The organism is Cupriavidus necator A5-1 (assembly GCF_000744095.1).
Taxonomy (GTDB): domain Bacteria; phylum Pseudomonadota; class Gammaproteobacteria; order Burkholderiales; family Burkholderiaceae; genus Cupriavidus; species Cupriavidus necator_A.
Window position 1 is genome coordinate 2,570,968 of the sequence record NZ_JQLI01000001.1, and the last position, 16,160, is coordinate 2,587,127.

Below are 16,160 nucleotides of genomic sequence, written 5' to 3' on the forward strand. Positions count from 1 at the left end.
AGACAGCCACCATGCAAAACCAGACTTCCCCGCTGCTCCAACGCCTGGCCGACGTGCCGGTGATTCCCGTGCTGGAGTTCCACTCGGTCGACGAAGCGCTGCACGTAAGCGAGGCGCTGGTCACTGGCGGCCTGCCGCTGCTGGAAATCACGCTGCGTACGCCGGTAGCGCTGGAGGCCATCAAGGCCGTGGCCGCCGCGCTGCCGCAGGCGTGCGTGGGCGCCGGCACGGTGCTGAACGTCGAGCAACTGCACGCCGTGCGCGACGCGGGGGCGCAGTTCGCGGTCTCGCCGGGCCTGACGCCGGCGCTGGCAGCGGGCGCGCAAGGGGCTGGGATCTCGCTGCTGCCGGGCGTTGCCACCGCCAGCGAGGCGATGGCCGCGCTGGAAGCCGGCTTCACCTTCCTCAAGTTCTTCCCCGCGCAGGCCGCGGGCGGGGTGCCGATGCTCAAGTCGCTGGGCGGTCCGCTGCCGCAACTGCGCTTCTGCCCGACCGGCGGCATCGACATCGCGCTGGCACCGTCCTACCTGGCGCTGTCCAACGTGGTGTGCGTGGGCGGTTCGTGGGTGGTGCCCAAGGATGCCGTCGCCAGCGGCGACTGGGGCCGTATCCGTACGCTGGCCGAGCAGGCGCGGGCGTTGCGCAAGCAGGGCTGAGCGCTGGCAGCCTCCGGCTGAAAAAGAAAACGGCACGCCATGGCGTGCCGTTTTCATATCGACGCGGTACGGGCTGCGTCGGCGAGACTGTGTCCGGGCGGGTTACTTGTGGCGGTCCGCCGAGCTTTCGAGCTTCTGGCCACCGCGCTGAATGTCCTGGCCGAGCCCCGCCATCGTGTTGCAGCCAGCCAACAGGGTGGCAAACAAAACGCACCAGATCCAACCTTTCTTCACGCCGGGCTCCTTTCGAGAATGTTGAGAATCGAGGGATTCTTGTATTGAGGGTTTGGCGCAGATTTTACCGCTGCCGTGAGCGCCGTTGATATCTGGTATGTGCCAATTTGTAAATCGTGCAACGGACGCAACGGTGCCCGGGCGCTTCAGTCGGCGCTTCAGTCGGCGCTTCAGTCGGCGCTTTAGTCGGCATTCCCCAGCAGTTCGCGCGCGCGCTGCTGGATGGCCGCATGGGTCTGCAGCAGCCAGGTGGCCGGGAACGGCTGCGCCAGCAGGTAGCCCTGCACGCTGTGGCAGCCCCAGGCGCGTACGGCGTCGAGTTGCTGGCGGCTCTCGATGCCCTTGGCGCAGACCGCTGCACCGGCATGGCGCGCCAGCAGGCAGGCGTCGCGCAGGCGGTCGGTGCTGTCGCCGGGCTGGCCGGCATGGCCCAGGCGGCGCACGTCCAGCGTGACGCGGTCCGGCTGCAGCGCCGCCAGGGCGTGGCGGCAGCCAGTGCTGTCGTCGAAGTCGCCCAGTGCCAGCTGCATACCGCGGCGCCGCAATGCGGTGAAGCGCGCGAGGATGTCGGCGTCCGCCGGCACGGCGCCGGCCGGCACCTCGATGCACAGGCTTTGCGGCGCGATCCCGCCGGCGTCCAGGATGTGGGCCAGCGCGTCCACCATCTGCGGGCGGTGCAGCTCGGCGCTGGAGGCCAGCAGCGTGAACTGCAGCGGGGCGATGTCGTCGGCGGCGCGCACCAGCGGCAGCACGCTCTCCAGCAGCCAGCTGCCGATCGGCCCGACCAGCCCGAGCGCTTCCACCGCAGGCAGGAAATCCTGCGGCGCCACGCGCCCCAGCGCCGGGTTGTGCCAGCGCAGCCGCACCGTATAGCCGCTGATCCTGGCGTCGGCAAGGTCGGCGCGGGGTTGCAACTGCAGGCTCAGTTCGCCTCGCTCGATCGCGGCGGGCAGGGCGGCCAGCAGCGGGGCGGCCGGCGGCGCGGCAGGCTTGTCGGCGCGCGCCAGGCCGGCGCCGCCCTGGCGGTCGACCCGCAGCATGGCGTCAAAGGCTTGCTGCAGGCTGCGCTCGGCCGGGATGTCCGGATGATCGGCAGCCACACCGATGCTGCAGGAGATGAAGAGTTCATAGCCATCCAGCGAGAACGGCCGGGCCAGGTCGTTGGCAATACGGCTGGCCAGCGGCGCGGGGTCGACGGTGCCGTCAGGCAGCGCCGTGATCACGCCCAGGTCGGCCGCCGCCACCCAGTGCATGACGGCGCCCGGCGGCAGCAGGCCGGCGATGCGGGCCTGCACCAGGGCCTGCAGGCGGCCCGCGCGCTGCGCGCCAAGCGTTTTGCAGGCGCTGGCAAAGCGGTCCAGCCGGAGCGCCAGGATGGCCTCCGGCTGCCCGGTACGGGTGCGGCGCGCCACCAGCGCGGAGACCAGGCTGGCAGGGGCCGTCGAGCTGGCCGGGCCAGACGCTCCGGTCGGACCATTCGGCACATTCGCGCCCCCGGCCGTGCGCGCGGCGATGTCATCGGCGTCTGGATGCATGGATGGTATTGCGGACAGCAGATGATGGCGCTAGCGCTGGCCGCGTTTCCCCGTTTTGTCAGTTTGTGTATTGCTTGCAAGCCGCTGGCGCGGCATGGATTCCCCGTCCAGGCAACTGGCGACGCGTGCCTGCCGCAGACGCGTGCCGGCCGCAAGGGTCCGATCATAAGCCAAGGGAAGGGGCGGGGCAGTGGAAGTTGCGGGCACGTGACCGGCCCGCAACTTCCATTTTGACGCAAATCAAAGCCGCTTCAAGCGGATATGACCGGAGATTGACTCTGCCGCGCGGTGCCGGCAGCGGGGCGTAACCCCGTCAGGACATGGCCGTCGCGGCTCAGCCCGTGGTTTCTTCCTCCGGCCCGTCCTGCGGCGGCAGGCGCGCAGCCAGCACCTTGTCGATGCGCTTGCCGTCCATGTCGACGATCTCGAAGCGCCAGTCGCCCCATTGCACCGTGTCGGCGGTCTGGGGCAGGCGGCCGAGCAGCAGCAACAGCATGCCGGACAGCGTGTGGTAGCGTTCCTTTTCTTCTTCCGGCACCTGGCGCAGGCCGATGCGGTCTTTCAGTTCCGGGATCGGGATCAGGCCGTCCAGCAGCCACGAGCCGTCCTCGCGCTGCACCGCCCATTCCTCGCCGGCGGCATCGGCCTTGAATTCACCGGTGATGGCCTCGATCAGGTCCTGCAGCGTGACCAAACCCAGCACCTCGCCGTACTCGTCGATGACAAAGGCGACCTGGCCGCCGGAGCCGCGGAAGTTCTCCAGCAGTTCCATGCCGGTCACGCTTTCCGGTACGAACACCGCCGGCGTCAGCACGGCCAGCAGGTCGGCTTGTTCGCCGCGCAGCCGGCGCGCCAGCAGCTGGCGCGCGCTGACTACCCCGATGATGTCATGCATGCCGCCGCGCACCACCGGGAAGCGCGAATGGTCCGATTCTTCGATGCGGCGCAGGTTCTCTTCCAGCGGCGCTTCCACGTCCAGGTAGACGACATCGCCGCGCGGCACCATCAGGGATGCCAGCTGGCGGTCGTCCAGGCGGAACACGTTGCGCACCATGGTGTGCTCGTGCTGCTCGATCACGCCGGCCTCGGAGCCCTCGACCAGCAGCGCATGGATTTCTTCCTCGGTCACGCCCGGGCCGCGGTCGACCTTGGTGCCCAGCATCCGCAGCACCAGCCGCGTGGAGCTGGACAGCAGCTTGACGAACGGGGTGGAGGCGACGGCCAGCCAGCCGATCGGGCGTGCCACCAGCCGCGCGATGGTTTCAGGGGCCATCTGGCCCAGACGCTTGGGCACCAGTTCACCCAGCACGATGGAAAAGTAGGTCAGGCCGGCCACCACGATGGCGGTTGCCACATAGCCGGAGGTGCTTGGCGCCAGGCCGAAGCCTTGCAGCCAGAGGCCAAGCGGCTGCGCCAGCGTGGATTCGCCGACCACGCCATTGAGCACGCCGATCGACGTGATGCCGATCTGCACCGTAGACAGGAAGCGCGTGGGGTCCTCGCCCAGCTGGACCGCGGCAATGGCGCCGCGGTCACCGTTCTCGATCTGGCGCTGCAGACGTGCCTTGCGGGCCGTGACCAGCGCGATCTCGGACATGGCGAACAGGCCGTTGAGCAGAATCAGCGCCAGCAGTATGGCAATTTCCATCAGGGTGCGCGCCCTTTGCGTGTGAGTTGAAAGCACCAAGCATACCATCCGCGCATGACGACTCGGCACCGGGCTGGCTGGCGATGGTGGCGGCGGCTGCCGCGGTCGGCGGAGCGATAACCTTTGGAGATCGCTCGATGCCTAATATTCAATAGATAGTTATCGTTGGCTGCGCCAAACTTCTGTCCGTGGCAGCACCTGTGCCGCCTTACGAAAAGCCTGGATCCCACAGGCGTGCGAATCACAAGGAGACAGAATGGACAACCGGTGGACGGCCGTGCTGGTGGAGAAATTCGGCCACAGCTTCAGCACTTACGAACTGGCGGGCGGTGAGCGCCGCTTCAGCGTGCAGTTGCCGGACTATCCCCATGAATTCGTGGTGGACCGCGAGCGCCTGTGCGGCTACGTCGGCCACTATGGCGTGCAGACCTTCGCGCATGCCGGTGACGGCGGCGCCGCGGTGATCGCGGTCGACCTGCTGCGCGGCGCGGTCGGGGCGCGGCTCGATTGCTCACCCTATCACCGCATCCATGGCCTGCAGATCGACCGGCAAGGGCGCGTCTATGCGCTGAGCGAGCGCGACAATATGCTGCTGGTGTTCGAGGCGCCGCTGGAGCGCACGGTGCCGGACCGTGCCGTGCCGGCGGGCGGCGTGAAAAGCCATCTGTTCGTGTTGTCGGCCGATGGCGAGCGGGCCTACGTGACCAACCTGCTGTCGCATACCGTGACGCTGGTGCACCCCTACGATGCCAGCCGAGCACCGCGCGCGGCCAACGCCGGCAGGCGCCCCGAAGGCTGCTGCCTGAGCCGTGACGAAGCAGCGCTCTACGTCGCCAGCCGTGACGATCACACTCTCACCCGGCTGGACGCCCGCACGATGGAAGCGGTGCGTACGGTGCCGACCGGCGAGGACCCCACCCGCATCTACTGGTCGCCGGACGACCGCCTGTTCGTGCTCAACTACGGCGAGCGCAGCATCCGCATTTTCGACCCCGACACGCTCGCCGAAACCGGTCGGGTCGATACCGGCGCGAAGCCGATCGCGCTCGCCTTCCACCCGGCTGACCCGAGCCGCGCCTATGTCGCGCTCAACGACCACACCGTCGGCCAGCTTGACCTGCCTGGCCTGACCCTGCGCCATGCCTTCACCACCGGCAAGGAACCGGACGGCCTTGCCATCCTGGCTTTGCCACCGCGGTAGCACCCAGTCGTTTCAACCGACAAGGCCGCGAAGGCAGCGCAGATGCCGGCGGCCGATACCCAGAAATCAGTACGGAGACAGACTATGAAAGGCTTGGACCAAGCCGGCGCCGGCACGTCCGTCGCCATCGATGCGACACCCGTCACCGGTGCCGCCGGCATTCCCGCCCAGCGCTGGTGGCGCATCATCCCGCCGATCCTGATGGTCTGCATCGTCTCGTACATGGATCGCGTCAATATCGCCTTCGCGATGCCGGGCGGGATGGGCGATGCGCTCGGGATCGGCGCCAGCATGGCCGGCTTGGCCGGCGGCATTTTCTTTGTCGGCTATCTCTTCCTGCAGATTCCCGGCGGCAAGCTCGCCGTGCGCGGCAGCGGTCGCAATTTCATCGCCTGGTCGATGCTGGCCTGGGCCGCCATTTCCGTGCTGACCGGACTGGTGCGCAACGAGGCTGAACTGCTGATTCTGCGCTTTACACTGGGCGTGGCCGAGGGCGGCATGCTGCCGGTGGTGCTGACCATGGTCGGCAACTGGTTTCCCGACCACGAACGCGGACGCGCCAACGCCCTGGTGATTCTGTTCGTGCCGATCGCCGGCATCATCACCGCGCCGCTGTCGGGCCTGGTGATCGCGGCGCTCGACTGGCGCTGGCTGTTTATCGTGGAAGGCCTGATTTCGCTGGCCTGCCTCGGGGTGTGGTGGAAACTGGCCTGTGACCGGCCGGAGCAGGCGCGCTGGATTTCAGCCGAAGAGAAGGCTTATCTGCTGGCCCGCCTGCGCGAGGAAGAGCAACAGGCAGCCGCCGCTGGCGCGGACGTGGGGCAGGGCGCGGGCGGCACGCGGGCGGTGTTGGCGCACATCCTGTCGCAGGACGTGATCTGGCGGCTGATCGCCGTCAATTTTCTCTACCAGATGGGGATCTACGGCTACACGCTGTGGCTGCCCACCATCCTGAAGGGCCTGACCGGAGGCGGCATGGGGCAGGTCGGCATGCTGGCCGTGCTGCCGTATCTGGGCACCATGGCCGGCATCCTCGCGATCTCCTCGCTGTCCGACCGCACCGGCCGGCGCAAGGCCTTCGTGGTCTGGCCGCTGCTGGGTTTCGCCGCCTGCCTGGCCGGTTCGGTGTGGTGGCACGACAATACCTGGCTGTCCTATGGCCTGCTGGTCGGCAGCGGCTTCTTCCTGCAGTCCGCCGCGGGGGTGTTCTGGACCCTGCCACCGCGGCTGCTGGCCGCCGAGCACGCGGGTGTGGCGCGGGGCGTGATCAATGCGCTGGGCAACCTGGGCGGATTCTGCGGTCCCTATGCGGCGGGCGTGCTGATCGAGCGCGTCGGCGCTGGCGCCGGTGTCTACCTGCTGGTCGCCGCGCTGGTGCTGGCCAGTGCCCTGGCCGCAACCTTGCCGGGGCGGTGCCGATGAACCGGGGAGCAAACGGCGCGCTGCCCCCAGGGCTGGCCATCGTCGACGCCCACCACCACCTGTGGCAACTCGGGCACGGCCGCTATCCCTGGCTGCAGGAGGAATACCGGCCGCAGGCTTTCTTTCTCGGCGATTACCAGGCCCTGCGCAGCGATTACCTGGAGGCGCAGTACGCGCATGACACCAGCGCCGTCACCGTACTGGCCACCGTGCATGTAGAGGCCGAACGCGACCGCCGCGAAGCCGTCGACGAGACCGCGTGGCTGCACCGCCAGGCCTGGCGCCCCGGCATGGCTGCAGCGGTGGTGGCCTACGCGCCGTTCGGGACTCCCGGGTGCGCCGAACTGCTGGCGCGCCAGGCGCGCTTCGCGCGGGTCAGGGGGATTCGATGCAAACCGCTGACAGCGGCGGCGCCGGGCGAGTCGGTGGCCGGGCGCTCCGGGTCGATGCAGGACCAGGACTGGCTGGATGACCTGGCGCGGCTGGAACGCCATGGCCTGTCGTGGGACTTGCGGGTACCGTTCTGGCATTTGCGCGAGGCGGCCAAGGTGGCGGCCGCCTTGCCGGGCGTGCCCATCGCGCTCAATCACGCGGGCCTGCCACTGGATCGTTCGGAGGAGGGCCTGACTTGCTGGCGCGCTGGCATGCAGGCGCTGGCTGCCTGTGCCAATGTGTCGGTCAAGCTCTCGGAGTTCGGGCTGGCCGGCGGGCGCTGGGATGCGCAAGGCAACCGCCGCATCGTGCGCGAGGTGCTGGCGATCTTCGGACATGAGCGGGCGATGTTCGGCAGCAACCTGCCGGTCTCGGGCCTGAGCGCGGACTTCGGCACGATCCTCGGCACGGTGTGCGAGGCGCTGCCGGATGCCGTGGCCAGGCAGCGTGTGCTGGCTGGGAATGCGGCGAGGTTCTATCGGATCAGTGTTCCAAATCCCCCCGAACTTGCATAGGCAAACGTGCTCTCCCCCACGCACTAGAAAGGGAAGATTGGTTCAAGTGCTCCAAAGCCGCCCGAGCTGGCCCAAGGAAGGTGTTCTCCCTCTCCCCTCAGGGCCTCAGGGGGAAGGGCCGGGGAGAGGGGTGGGCTAGCAAGGAACCACATCAAGCGAAGCCAATGGTGTTAACCCACCGCCTTCAGCCTTTGACCCCCCTCCACTCTCCCCCGGCCCCTACCCCGCAAGCGTCGCAAGCGGGAGGGGAGCAAAACTGCCGCAATCACAAGCATGCTATAAGTCCCAATCTTCGCCGAAGCCCCGGCCACCATGCCAGACCTCCCCGCCACCCTCTCCAGCGCCGCCACCCTGCGCAAACGCCTGCATATGCGGCATCTGCGCCTGGCCCTGGCCCTGGCCGAGCACCGCTCGCTGCGGCGTGCCGCCGCACAGATGGCACTGTCCCAGCCAGCCGTCACCAAGGCATTGCACGAGCTCGAGAGCGTGGTCGGCACGCTGCTGTTCACGCGCCATGCGCGCGGCATCGAGCCGACGGTATTCGGCGAGGCGCTGATCCGCTATGCGCGCGTGGTGCTGGCCGACCTGGATGCCCTGCATGATGAATTTGCCGCCATTGCCGCGGGCGAGGTGGGCAAGGTGCGGCTCGGCTCGATCCTGGCCCCGGTGCCTTCGGTGCTGTCCGGCGTCATCAACGCGCTCAAGGCGCGCTATCCGCATTTGCATATCGTGATGCAGGTCGATACCAGCGACGTGCTGGTACAGGCGCTGCGGCAGGATGCGCTGGACGTGGTGATCGGACGCATCCCCGAGGGTACGGTGGCCGACGATCTCGACTTCGAGCCACTGTTCGAGGAGTCGCTGGCCATCGTGGCGCGTGCCGGCCATCCGCAGGCAGGCAAGCGCAGCGTCAAGCTGGCTTCCCTGGCTGGCTATCCCTGGATCGTCCCGCCAGCGGCCGTGCCGATGTGGCAGATCATCGACCAGACCTTCCGCGACAACCGCGTGCCGCTGCCGGAGGACATCATCGAGACCTCGTCGATCATGGGCACGCTGCCGCTGCTGGCGGACAGCGACCGCATTGCCGTCGTGCCGGGTGCCATCGCGGACTACTTCGGTTCGCTCGGCGCGCTGGCGGTGCTGCCGGTGCCGATGCGCGGGCGGCTGGTGCCCTATGGGATCGTGGTGCGCCGGCGCCGTGCCGCCACGCCGGCCATGCGCCTGCTGATCGAGGCAGTGCGCGCGGCGCGGCCGGGCAATCCGCATGCGGTGGCTGAATCGGAGGCATTACCTGCGAGGTAATGGTCATTCGCCCCGGCGCATGCTGTAATGCAGCCATGGAAACGCTGACCCCCGCTTCCGAAGCCGCCCTCGACTTCCCCGGCCTGCTGCGCTACTGGCGCGGCAAGCGCGGCTACAGCCAGCTGGCGCTGTCGCTGGCCGCCGGGGTGTCGCAGCGCCACATCTCCTTCCTGGAATCCGGCCGCGCCCGTCCCAGCCGCGAAATGGTGCTGGCGCTGGCCGACCGGCTCGGCGTGCCGCTGCGCCAGCGCAACCGGCTGCTGCTGGCCAGCGGCTTTGCCCCGGCCTACAGCGAACACGCGCTGGCCTCGCCGCCGCTGCAGATGGTGCAGCAGGCGATCGCGCTGATCCTGTCCAAGCAGGAGCCGTACCCGGCCGTGGTGCTGGACCGGTTCTGGAACCTGGTGGACGCCAACGGGGCCTACCGGCGCATGCTCGATACGCTGCTCGACGGCCGCGCGCCGGCGTCGCTGTCGGACGAGGAAAGCGCCGGGCGGCGGCGCATCAACCTGATGCTGACCGTGTTCGATCCCGAGGGCCTGTGGCCGGTGATCGAGAATTCCCGCCAGGTCGGCCGCTACCTGTTGCGGCGCGTCTGGCAGGAGTTGCAGGTGCAGGCCCACGACCAGACCGCGCGCGAGATCTTCCGGCGCATCGCCGCCTGGCATCCCGACATGGTGGGCCCGGGCGGTGTGCTGCTGCCCGAAGACGACGGCGCCGAGGGCCCGCCGCCGCCGGTGCTGCCGGTGGTGCTGCACGCCGGCGCGTTCCGCGCGTCGCTGTTCTCGACGCTGACCACGCTCGGCATTCCGCAGGACATCACGCTGCAGGAACTGCGCATCGAATGCTTCTTTCCGGCGGACGACGGCACGCGCGCCCTGTTTGAAACGTTGGCCGAGGCGGACCGTCCCGCCGTCAGAAGCGGTAGCGCAGGTAGATGACGTGGAAGGTGGTGCCGGGATTGGGCTCCTTGATCCCGGCATTGGACAGGTGCTGGTAGCGGTAGCCCGCGGTAAAGCGGCGGTCCTTGCCGACCGTCACGCCGACGCCGGCATATTCCGAGAACTGGAAGGCCGTGGAGATGACGTGGTCGTCCGAGGTGCGCGTGCCGGTCAGCAGGCGCGGCCCGACCGACAGTTCCAGGAATGGCACCCAGTCGTGGCGCCACCACGCGATGCGCACTACCGGCGAGGCGCCGAACTCCCACAGGTCATGCGGGTTGTGGTCGCTGTTGCTGAACCAGCGCGCGACATTGACTTCCCATTGCAGGTCAACCTGCCAGCCCTGCGGATTGCCCCAGGCCCAGCCTGAATCCCACAGCAGGGCGACCTCGGCCTTCTGTACATCATGGTCATTGTCGAAACCGTAATTCAGCTGCACGGCCGGCGCGGCGCGGGCAGCAGTGCCCAGGCACAAGGGCAGGGCTACCAGCGCCGCGAGGGCCGCGTGGCGCGCCCGGCGTCGCGGCAGCCATCCGGGATGCGCACGCGGGGATGGCGTGGGGTCATAGGAGGAACAACTCGCATGGCGGTCTGGCCTGGCTTCTTGATCTTGTCGGAGCATGGGAAGCACGGAGAAACGATGCTGCGTGGTTGTCAGGCGTGGCATGGGCTGGCCTGCCACCATGGGCGCCGGATGGACATGCTCGGCCGCCTTGACTTATTTGTAGTACACGGGGACGCGCATTGCAGCGCAGAGGGGGTGCTGCGGAGAGCAAATAAAAAAATACAATCGTGCTAACATTCGCGGGCCGGTGCCGGCCGCAGGGCCGCACCGGCACGTTACGTCTTCAGGGCGGGGTGAAAGTCCCCACCGGCGGTATGCCGCGGTGCGCAATGCGTGCCCGGCGAGCCCGCGAGCGCTCGCACTCCCGTGCGAGGTCAGCAGACCTGGTGAGAGGCCAGGGCCGACGGTCATAGTCCGGATGAAAGAAGATGGGCGGAGCTTGCCCGCGTGGCCTGGCGCTTTTGCCCTGGCCCGCGGCCTTGCCGTTGCCTTGCGCCGCGCGCGCAGGGCGGGGCTGTCTGCGCACGTGCCGTGCGCAGCGTGGCAACTCTGTCGACCCTTCCCCTGGAACGCCCAAATGATGCTGAACAAGGAGCGTTTCAATGCCTGGCCATTCCACTGAAGTTGTCGATCCCGATGTGTCCGCGGCCTTTGCCGCCGATACCGATACGCGGGCGCTTGCCGAGCGCATCGCGCAGGCGCTCGACGCAATGCGCGAAGGCCGTCCCGTCGTGCTGCTCGACGATGACGACCGCGAGAACGAGGCTGACCTGATCCTCGCCGCCGAGCGCCTCACCCCCGCCAACATGGCGATGATGATCCGCGAATGCAGCGGCATCGTGTGCCTGTGCCTGACCCCGGACAAGGTGCGCCAGCTGGGCCTGCGGCCCATGGTCGAGCATAACCGCAGCCAGTATGGCACGGCCTTCACGGTCTCGATCGAGGCGCGCGAGGGCGTCAGCACCGGCGTCAGCGCCGCCGACCGCATCACCACCATTCGCGCCGCCATTGCCGAAGACGCGGGCACCGACGCAGTGGTCAGCCCTGGCCACGTGTTCCCGCTGGTGGCACGCGAGCGCGGCGTGCTGGAGCGCCGCGGCCATACCGAGGGTTCGGTCGACCTGGCGCGCATGGCGGGCCTGTCGCCGGCCGCGGTGCTGTGCGAGCTGATGAACCCGGACGGCACCATGGCGCGCCGGCCCGAGGCGCTGGCCTTCGCCGAGATGTACCGGCTGCCGGTGCTGACCATCGAGGACCTGGTGGCCTGGCGGCAGTTGCACGGCTGATGATGGTGTGTCCGCCGCGCGTTCCGGTCTGAAAACGTATCGGGATGTGTCGGAATGCGGCACCCGTGTGCGACAATGCGGATCGCTTTTCCCGTCAATACGAGGGCAATTCCATGACGTTCCGCGTTTTTGGGTACGCAGCCACGCTCGCTGGCTGCGTGCTCGGGCTGGCTGCACCGCTGGCGCATGCCGAAGGCAGCGCCGCCTCCCGCCCGGCCGCTGCCGCCGGGCTGTACGAGTGCCAGGTGCCTGGCGCCGGCACCGTGTTCCGCTCCACCCCCAGGGAAGGCTGCCGCCTGGTGGTGGCGCCCGATCCCGGCGCGCCTGACCCGCAGCGCTGGATTCCGCTGATGGGTGCCAACGGCGTGATCTCCTATTTCGACCAGTCCGCCGTGCGCCGCCAGGGCACGGAGGTGGGCGTGGTGGTGATGCGCAATTCCCCGTCGGGCGTGATCCGCACCGCCAGCGGCGAGCCGATCCGCTCGTCGCTCAAGCGCATGGTGCTGAACTGCGCCAACTCGATGTTCGCGGTGGTCGAGCAGACGCTGTACAGCAAGCGCTTTGCCCGCGGCGACTCGCTCTATACGATCCGCGCGCCGCAGTACGGTACCTTCCAGCCGCCCGGGCCGGGCACCATCGCCGGCGAGCTGCTGCGGCGGCTGTGCCGCTGAGCCGCTGAGCCGGGCAGCGATTCACGGCACACAAGCACATCGTCTCAGGGTTTGTCCCGGTCAACCGCGTACAAACCATCCTCGTTGATGCTGATGACAGGGCGCAGACCAGGGCGCCCCGGTCATTGCAGGCATTCCCACACGCAGGGGCTCACGAGGAGACCGAAATGAAGAAGTGGATCGTCATGCTGTCGATGGCAATGTTTGGCGCGGGCGCGATGGCGCAGACGCCGGCAACCCCCGCAACGCCCGCCACGCCCGCCACGCCGGCAGCCCCGGCGGCGACCAAGGCTGCGCCGGCCAAGGCCGACAGCGGCAAGGCCAAGGCCAAGAAGACCAGCGCCAAGAAAAAGAAGAGCCACGCACCCACCACCAAGGACCCGATGGCGAAGAAAGGCGCCTGAGCGCCGCTGCCACACTGGCGGCGGGCGCACGGCTCCCCGGCAAGCGGGGACGCAAGCGGCGCCCCGCCGCCATGCCGCCACGCATCGATGGCGGGCCGGGCCGGCCGGTCCTGGCACCGCTGCGCGGATGACAGCCTTGTGGCACGCAATGCGTGCCGTCCGGGGGGAAAGGCAGGGCGTGTCAGGCGGATCAGAACGGAGGCTTCGGCCTCCTTTTTTTTCGTCTGCCGCACGCAGCGCCCCTGCCGCGCCGGCTTTGCGCGTGCGCCTGCCCACACTATGCTTGCGGGCATCGTGCCAGGCATGGCGTGTGGCCGTCGCGCTGGCAAGGCGAACTCGGACGGGAGCGTTTATGGCAGCGCTTGCAGCATGGCGGCGGTGGCAGCGGACGGCGGCAGCCTGGGTGGCCGGACTGGCCTGGCTGGTTTGCATGGGCTGGACGCATGCCAGCGTGGCGGCGGCGCCAGCCTCAGTGCCTGGCGCAGCGCCGGCGGCGATTGTCGTACACACCGGCGACGCGGCCGAGTTGCGGCTGATGGACCGGCTGGTCGCCACACTGCGGGCCAACGTCGCGGGCGCCAACCCGGCCGCGCGCGTGGCGCGGGCGCAGCAGGCGTTCGACGAACTCTCCAAAGCCGAACTTGCGCTGCCGTCCGGCCAGGTCAGCGGCACCTTGGGCGATGCCCCGATGATCGCGTTCCGGCAGGGCGACCGGCTGCTGTTCGTGCTCACCGCGCAGGACCTGTCCCCGGAAGACAACCTCATGCTGGAAGCCGCCGCCACGCGTGCCGCGGCCGGGCTGCGCCAGGCCGTCGAGGCGCGGCGCGCGCACCTGCACTGGCCCAACCTCTTGCGCGGCGCCGCGCTGAGCGCGCTGGGGCTGGCGGTGCTCGTCGCACTAGCGTGGGGCGTGGGGCGTGCGGGCATCGCGCTGCGTACCCGGGTGCAGGCGGCCCTGCAGCGGCACCTGGAACAGCGCACCGGCGGGGAGTTTGACTGGACCGGCGCGCTCTACCATTTGATCGCCCGCATCGTGCAGATCCTGACCATCGGCCTGGTGCTGGCGCTCGCCTTTGTCTGGCTGGACTTCGCGCTGGAGCAGTTCCTGCTGACGCAGCCGATGGGCGACCGCATGGGCGCGTTTATCGTCGGGCTGCTGTCGCGCATCGCCCTGTCGATGGTGGCGGCGGTGCCGGGCCTGGTCACGGTGGTGGTTATCCTGCTGATCACGCGCGCGGTGCAGCGGCCGGTGTCGAATATCTTCAAGGCCGTGCAGAAGGGCCAGATCACCGTGCCCGGCATGCACCCCGAAACCACAGGTGCGACGCGACGGGTGGCGGCCGTGGTGATCTGGGCGCTGGGCTTTACCTTTGCCTACCCGTATATCCCCGGCTCGGAGAGCGATGTGTTCAAGGGGCTGTCGGTGCTGCTCGGCTTTATGGTGACGCTGGGATCGGCCAATGTGGTCAACCAGCTGTTGAGCGGCATGGTGGTGGTTTACTCGCGCGCGCTGCGGCGCGGCGACATGGTGAGCATCGGCGAGACCGTCGGCACCGTGGCTTCGCTCGATGCGTTGTCGGTGAAAGTCATCAACCTGCGCAATGAAGAAGTGACCCTGCCCTATGCGGTGGTGGTCGGCAGCGCCATCCACAACTACACACGCCACGGCAGCGTGCGCGACCCGCATGCGCACGAGGGCTGGCAGGCGGCGATGATCTCGACCTCGGTCACCATCGGCTATGACACGCCGTGGCGGCAGGTCCATGCCATGCTGCTCGCGGCCGCCGCCGAGGCCACGCACGTGGCGCCGTCGCCCACGCCGTATGTACTGCAGCGCGGGCTGTCGGACTTTCACGTCGAGTACGAACTGTTCGCCGCGCTGGACCAACCGCGTAACCGCTTCTTCGCGCTGTCGGCGCTGCATGCGGCGATCCAGGACCAGTTCAATGCGCACGGCGTGCAGATCATGTCGCCGCATTTCATGGCGCAGCCGGAACAGACGGTCTATGTGCCGGAGGCCAAGTGGTACGAGCCGCCGGGCGCGTCGGACATCGATCCGGCGGCGCATCCGCACCGGTCACCGTCGCAGCCGGCATGAGCCATGCGCCGCGACACACCGGATCAGCGCGGCTCAGTCACCGACGTGCCGTGACTTCCATTGCCCGCTGGGCTGCTTGCAGAACCAGCCGTTCCAGTGTTCCTCGGCGCTGCCGCGCTTGAGGTCGGACTTCACGCGCCGGCAGGGCTGGCCCTTGTCGGTCTTGCTTTCGATGGGCGTGATGGTGCCGTCGATCTGCTGGCGCCGGCCCGCGGCCGGATAGGTCCACTCGACGGCCTGGCCGTCGGCGGTATCGTTCAGCGCCTTGCGCACCGACTTGGCAAACGACGTGCCTTCCTTTTCGTTCATCGTGCCGATGATGGTGCCGCTCAGGTAGTTGTCGAAGTACGCCTGCGCGGGCGCGGCCATGGCGAGCAGCAGGGTGGCGCCCAGCGCGCCGGCGATGGCGGCACGCAGGGCAGGGCGTGCGGTACGTTGTGTGGGCCGTGGCAGCATGACGATTCCTCTATGGCTTCGTGGTGGCGTTCGGGTGGCATTGTAAGCGCAATGCTGCCGACGACGGCAGCCACGGCGGGCAACGCTGCGGCGGCGAGCGCGCATGCCGCGTCGCGCGGTTGACACATGCAAGGCCCTGACCTAGCGTTGATTGTTGCCCCGACGCTTGCCGCCCCTCACGCGCCGCAACTGCTGCCGCTGCGCCCCTACCTATATAGCCATGGCAAGCGCTATCCCTGCGAGAGGAGATCCCATGAAGCTGCGCTATCTCACCATCGGCCTGGCGCTTGCCTGCGCCTTCGGCACGCTGCACGCCCAGACCGCGGGCAAGACCGACAAGTTCAATCCCTACACCGACGGAGCCAAGCAGGACAAATTCAGCCCATACTCTGATGGCGCAAAAAGTGACAACGTGACCTCGCTGAACCCGGGCGCGCGACCTGATCAACTGGAGCCGATCCAGGACGGCGCGCAGAAGTCCTTTGACTCCTACAGCCAGGGCGGCATGAAGAGCGGCAAGTTTGATACGTACTCCGACGGCGCCAGGAGTGGCAAGTTCGATACGTATTCGGAAGGGGCCAAGAAGTAACACTGTATTAAAGGGTCCGCCGGCCGGCGGACCCGGATATCCAGCGGATACCGATGGGCCGGCAAGCATTGTCTACGCCGGGGTGGGTGGCCGTGTGACCCCGGCGCCCGCAAAGCCTTGCCTGGAGCGGCTTCCGGGCAACCTGGCGAACATTTTGTTTCAAACCTTGCGTGATCGAAACGTGACTTTGGCGTCTCGAATTGTT

The 16,160-nt window shown here is 68.2% G+C and carries 16 protein-coding genes and 1 riboswitch; of the genes, 11 read left to right on the forward strand and 5 right to left on the reverse strand.

The annotated features are described in order from the left end of the window. The first annotated feature begins 11 nt into the window (after positions 1 to 11). On the forward strand, positions 12 to 656 hold the full coding sequence (locus K307_RS11375) for a bifunctional 4-hydroxy-2-oxoglutarate aldolase/2-dehydro-3-deoxy-phosphogluconate aldolase (protein ID WP_042878284.1): 645 nt from the start codon (positions 12 to 14) through the stop codon (positions 654 to 656). Between the two features lie 102 nt (positions 657 to 758). On the opposite strand, the gene K307_RS11380 is transcribed toward K307_RS11375, so the two are convergent. The 3 genes from K307_RS11380 to K307_RS11390 all read right to left on the reverse strand — a co-directional run bounded on the left by K307_RS11380 (position 759) and on the right by K307_RS11390 (position 4,073). Further along, a complete protein-coding gene (locus K307_RS11380) occupies positions 759 to 890 on the reverse strand; it encodes an entericidin A/B family lipoprotein (RefSeq protein ID WP_010814145.1) in 132 nt (43 codons plus the stop codon). Positions 891 to 1,072: 182 nt separating this feature from the next. Next, entirely contained in the window at positions 1,073 to 2,425 is a 1,353-nt protein-coding gene (locus K307_RS11385; protein ID WP_080744991.1) for a GGDEF domain-containing protein, read from the reverse strand. Between the two features lie 334 nt (positions 2,426 to 2,759). Further along, positions 2,760 to 4,073, reverse strand: coding sequence for a hemolysin family protein (locus tag K307_RS11390; protein WP_042878287.1), 1,314 nt, complete (start codon positions 4,071 to 4,073; stop codon positions 2,760 to 2,762). A 256-nt stretch (positions 4,074 to 4,329) separates the two neighbouring features. Between K307_RS11390 and K307_RS11395 the strand changes: the two genes are divergently transcribed. The 5 genes from K307_RS11395 (at position 4,330) to K307_RS11415 (ending at position 9,886) form a co-directional block, all read left to right on the forward strand. Then, positions 4,330 to 5,274 carry a YncE family protein gene (locus tag K307_RS11395; protein ID WP_042878289.1) on the forward strand — a complete coding sequence of 315 codons (945 nt, stop codon included), beginning with the start codon at positions 4,330 to 4,332 and terminating at the stop codon, positions 5,272 to 5,274. A gap of 84 nt (positions 5,275 to 5,358) precedes the next feature. Further along, positions 5,359 to 6,696, forward strand: a complete 1,338-nt coding sequence (locus K307_RS11400; RefSeq protein WP_230625637.1) for an MFS transporter — start codon at positions 5,359 to 5,361, stop codon at positions 6,694 to 6,696. Next, positions 6,693 to 7,643 (forward strand): amidohydrolase family protein, encoded by a 951-nt coding sequence (locus tag K307_RS11405; RefSeq protein WP_042878291.1) that lies wholly within the window; start codon positions 6,693 to 6,695, stop codon positions 7,641 to 7,643. Before K307_RS11400 ends, K307_RS11405 begins: the two co-directional genes overlap by 4 nt. 312 nt (positions 7,644 to 7,955) lie before the next feature. Next, positions 7,956 to 8,945, forward strand: a complete 990-nt coding sequence (locus K307_RS11410) for a LysR substrate-binding domain-containing protein (RefSeq protein ID WP_042878293.1) — start codon at positions 7,956 to 7,958, stop codon at positions 8,943 to 8,945. A 35-nt stretch (positions 8,946 to 8,980) separates the two neighbouring features. Then, entirely contained in the window at positions 8,981 to 9,886 is a 906-nt protein-coding gene (locus K307_RS11415) for a helix-turn-helix domain-containing protein (protein WP_042878295.1), read from the forward strand. Here the strand turns inward: K307_RS11415 and K307_RS11420 are convergent. Next, a complete protein-coding gene (locus K307_RS11420) occupies positions 9,861 to 10,508 on the reverse strand; it encodes an acyloxyacyl hydrolase (protein WP_080745125.1) in 648 nt (215 codons plus the stop codon). The genes K307_RS11415 and K307_RS11420 overlap by 26 nt on opposite strands. A gap of 218 nt (positions 10,509 to 10,726) precedes the next feature. After that, positions 10,727 to 10,885: riboswitch (FMN riboswitch) on the forward strand. Between the two features lie 168 nt (positions 10,886 to 11,053). Here K307_RS11420 and ribB point away from each other — a divergent pair. The 4 genes from ribB (at position 11,054) to K307_RS11440 (ending at position 14,910) form a co-directional block, all read left to right on the forward strand. Further along, a complete protein-coding gene (gene ribB, locus K307_RS11425) occupies positions 11,054 to 11,737 on the forward strand; it encodes a 3,4-dihydroxy-2-butanone-4-phosphate synthase (RefSeq protein WP_042878297.1) in 684 nt (227 codons plus the stop codon). 113 nt (positions 11,738 to 11,850) lie between these two features. Next, positions 11,851 to 12,408: a surface-adhesin E family protein gene (locus tag K307_RS11430; protein WP_042881846.1), complete on the forward strand. Its 558-nt coding sequence runs from the start codon at positions 11,851 to 11,853 to the stop codon at positions 12,406 to 12,408. Between the two features lie 167 nt (positions 12,409 to 12,575). Next, positions 12,576 to 12,812: a hypothetical protein gene (locus K307_RS11435; protein WP_042878299.1), complete on the forward strand. Its 237-nt coding sequence runs from the start codon at positions 12,576 to 12,578 to the stop codon at positions 12,810 to 12,812. A gap of 352 nt (positions 12,813 to 13,164) precedes the next feature. Continuing rightward, positions 13,165 to 14,910 carry a mechanosensitive ion channel family protein gene (locus tag K307_RS11440; RefSeq protein WP_042878301.1) on the forward strand — a complete coding sequence of 582 codons (1,746 nt, stop codon included), beginning with the start codon at positions 13,165 to 13,167 and terminating at the stop codon, positions 14,908 to 14,910. A gap of 33 nt (positions 14,911 to 14,943) precedes the next feature. On the opposite strand, the gene K307_RS11445 is transcribed toward K307_RS11440, so the two are convergent. Then, positions 14,944 to 15,366: an RT0821/Lpp0805 family surface protein gene (locus K307_RS11445; protein WP_042878303.1), complete on the reverse strand. Its 423-nt coding sequence runs from the start codon at positions 15,364 to 15,366 to the stop codon at positions 14,944 to 14,946. Positions 15,367 to 15,619: 253 nt separating this feature from the next. On the opposite strand from K307_RS11445, the gene K307_RS11450 reads away from it, so the two are divergent. Further along, positions 15,620 to 15,955, forward strand: a complete 336-nt coding sequence (locus K307_RS11450) for a hypothetical protein (protein WP_042878305.1) — start codon at positions 15,620 to 15,622, stop codon at positions 15,953 to 15,955. Positions 15,956 to 16,160 lie beyond the last annotated feature (205 nt).

What these genes read in the sequence shown, in the direction of transcription:
- K307_RS11375 (WP_042878284.1), top strand. Translation starts at nt 12, where the DNA reads ATGCAAAACCAGACTTCCCCGCTGCTCCAACGCCTGGCCGACGTGCCG.
- K307_RS11385 (WP_080744991.1), bottom strand. Translation starts at nt 2,425, where the DNA reads ATGCATCCAGACGCCGATGACATCGCCGCGCGCACGGCCGGGGGCGCG.
- K307_RS11390 (WP_042878287.1), bottom strand. Translation starts at nt 4,073, where the DNA reads ATGGAAATTGCCATACTGCTGGCGCTGATTCTGCTCAACGGCCTGTTC.
- K307_RS11395 (WP_042878289.1), top strand. Translation starts at nt 4,330, where the DNA reads ATGGACAACCGGTGGACGGCCGTGCTGGTGGAGAAATTCGGCCACAGC.
- K307_RS11400 (WP_230625637.1), top strand. Translation starts at nt 5,359, where the DNA reads ATGAAAGGCTTGGACCAAGCCGGCGCCGGCACGTCCGTCGCCATCGAT.
- K307_RS11405 (WP_042878291.1), top strand. Translation starts at nt 6,693, where the DNA reads ATGAACCGGGGAGCAAACGGCGCGCTGCCCCCAGGGCTGGCCATCGTC.
- K307_RS11410 (WP_042878293.1), top strand. Translation starts at nt 7,956, where the DNA reads ATGCCAGACCTCCCCGCCACCCTCTCCAGCGCCGCCACCCTGCGCAAA.
- K307_RS11415 (WP_042878295.1), top strand. Translation starts at nt 8,981, where the DNA reads ATGGAAACGCTGACCCCCGCTTCCGAAGCCGCCCTCGACTTCCCCGGC.
- K307_RS11420 (WP_080745125.1), bottom strand. Translation starts at nt 10,508, where the DNA reads ATGCTCCGACAAGATCAAGAAGCCAGGCCAGACCGCCATGCGAGTTGT.
- ribB (WP_042878297.1), top strand. Translation starts at nt 11,054, where the DNA reads ATGCCTGGCCATTCCACTGAAGTTGTCGATCCCGATGTGTCCGCGGCC.
- K307_RS11430 (WP_042881846.1), top strand. Translation starts at nt 11,851, where the DNA reads ATGACGTTCCGCGTTTTTGGGTACGCAGCCACGCTCGCTGGCTGCGTG.
- K307_RS11435 (WP_042878299.1), top strand. Translation starts at nt 12,576, where the DNA reads ATGAAGAAGTGGATCGTCATGCTGTCGATGGCAATGTTTGGCGCGGGC.
- K307_RS11440 (WP_042878301.1), top strand. Translation starts at nt 13,165, where the DNA reads ATGGCAGCGCTTGCAGCATGGCGGCGGTGGCAGCGGACGGCGGCAGCC.
- K307_RS11445 (WP_042878303.1), bottom strand. Translation starts at nt 15,366, where the DNA reads ATGCTGCCACGGCCCACACAACGTACCGCACGCCCTGCCCTGCGTGCC.
- K307_RS11450 (WP_042878305.1), top strand. Translation starts at nt 15,620, where the DNA reads ATGAAGCTGCGCTATCTCACCATCGGCCTGGCGCTTGCCTGCGCCTTC.